Genomic DNA, 1939 nt, shown 5'->3' with positions numbered 1-1939 from the left:
TCCTCGGGACCATGCCAGCCGGAAATCTTCACCCATTTGCCTTCCTCGAGATCCTTGTAGTGTTCGAAGAAATGCGCGATGCGGCGGATCAGGATTTCGGGCAGGTCCGTATAGCTGCGGACATTCTTGTAATAGGGGTTGAGCTTTTCGACCGGCACGGCGAGGATCTTTTCGTCCTGTCCGGCTTCGTCATGCATCATCAGGACGCCAATCGGGCGTACACGGACGACGGCGCCGGGGACGACCGGGATGCGGCTGACGACGAGCACGTCGACCGGGTCGCCGTCGTCGGACAGCGTGTGCGGGATGAAGCCGTAATTCGCCGGGTACTGCATCGCCGTATGGATGAAGCGATCGACGAAGAGCGTGCCCGACGCCTTGTCCATCTCATACTTCACCGGATGCCCGCCATGCGGGACCTCGACGATGACGTTGACGTCGTGGGGCGGGTTCTTGCCGACGGGAATGGCCTCTATACGCATTTACTTTTCTAGCCCTTGATACGCTTGTTGCGCGCGGCGAGGAGGCGGAGCCTCAGCGCGTTGAGTTTGATGAAGCCGGTGGCGTCCTTCTGGTCGTAGGCGCCCGCATCTTCCTCGAAGGTCACATGGGCCATCGAGTAGAGCGAATAGGGCGAGCTGCGGCCGACGACCGAGACATTGCCCTTGTAGAGCTTCAGGCGAACGGTGCCTGTGACCATTTCCTGGCTCTTGTCGATCAGCGCCTGCAGCATCTCGCGTTCGGGCGAGAACCAGAAGCCATTGTAGATCAGCTCCGCATAGCGCGGCATCAGATCGTCCTTGAGGTGCATGGCGCCCCGGTCGAGCGTGATCGACTCGATGCCGCGATGAGCGGCGATGAGGATCGTGCCGCCCGGCGTCTCGTAGATGCCGCGCGACTTCATGCCGACATAGCGGTTCTCGACGAGATCGAGACGGCCGATGCCGTTCTTGCCGCCGAATTCGTTGAGCCTCGTCAACAGCGTCGCGGGAGACAGCTTCTGCCCGTCGATCGAAACCGCATCGCCCTTCTCGAAGCCGACTTCGATATAGGTCGGCTTGTCGGGCGCCTCTTCCGGCGAAACGGTGCGCTGATAGACGAAGTCCGGCGCTTCCTGCGAGGGGTCTTCCAGCGCCTTGCCTTCCGACGAGGTGTGGAGAAGGTTCGCGTCGACCGAGAAGGGCGCTTCGCCGCGCTTGTCCTTGGCGATCGGAATCTGGTTCTTCTCGGCAAATTCGATGAGCTTCGTGCGCGAGGTCAGGTCCCATTCGCGCCAGGGCGTGATGATCTTGATGTCCGGGTTCAAGGCCGCGTAGCTCACCTCGTAGCGGACCTGGTCGTTGCCCTTTCCGGTCGAACCGTGGCTCACCGCGTCGGCGCCGGTCAGCGCCGCGATCTCGATCTGGCGCTTGGCGATCAGTGGCCGGGCGATCGACGTGCCGAGCAGGTAGACACCTTCGTAGAGCGCGTTCGCCCGGAACATCGGGAAGACGTAGTCGCGGACGAATTCCTCGCGCAGGTCGTCGATGAAGATTTCCTTGATGCCGAGCATCTCGGCCTTCTTGCGCGCCGGCTCCAGCTCCTCGCCCTGGCCGAGATCGGCGGTGAAGGTCACCACTTCGCAGCCATAGGTCTCCTGGAGCCATTTCAGGATGATCGAGGTGTCGAGGCCGCCCGAATAGGCCAGCACCACCTTCTTCACGTTTTTCATCGCGCCGCTCATCGTTTTCACACCTTCAAGGGTCGATTTTGCGGCGCATCATAGGGAAATCCGCCCTTGCGGCAAGGGGCGGCGGCAGTCTTGCCAGAAGGGCGGTAAACCGCCAATTTGCGAAGCAATTCAGGATATGGGCGGAGAGCATGTTGATCGATTTCTGGTACGAGTTCGCAAGCACCTATTCCTACCCGGCGGCCATGCGGGTCGAGCGGGCGGCGGCGG

Annotated in this window: 3 protein-coding genes; all 3 read right to left on the bottom strand. The window is 61.5% G+C overall.

Annotated elements, in window-relative coordinates; translation table 11 throughout:
* Positions 1 to 482 (bottom strand): inorganic diphosphatase (gene ppa, locus VMR03_RS11175; RefSeq protein ID WP_325405198.1); only part of this gene is annotated, 482 nt, incomplete at its 3' end.
* Positions 483 to 490: 8 nt separating this feature from the next.
* Positions 491 to 1723 carry an argininosuccinate synthase gene (locus VMR03_RS11170; RefSeq protein WP_325405196.1) on the bottom strand — a complete coding sequence of 411 codons (1233 nt, stop codon included), beginning with the start codon at positions 1721 to 1723 and terminating at the stop codon, positions 491 to 493.
* A 5-nt stretch (positions 1724 to 1728) separates the two neighbouring features.
* A partial coding sequence (locus VMR03_RS11165) for a hypothetical protein (RefSeq protein ID WP_325405194.1) occupies positions 1729 to 1939 on the bottom strand: 211 nt, incomplete at its 5' end.

The organism is Parvibaculum sp., from assembly GCF_035511255.1.
Taxonomy (GTDB): domain Bacteria; phylum Pseudomonadota; class Alphaproteobacteria; order Parvibaculales; family Parvibaculaceae; genus Parvibaculum.
Note: the sequence above shows the minus strand (reverse complement) of the source record. Positions and strands in the feature narration are given on the sequence as shown.

Excerpts from the sequence above, each read along its gene's own strand:
- VMR03_RS11170 (WP_325405196.1), bottom strand. The coding sequence starts at position 1,723 with ATGAGCGGCGCGATGAAAAACGTGAAGAAGGTGGTGCTGGCCTATTCG.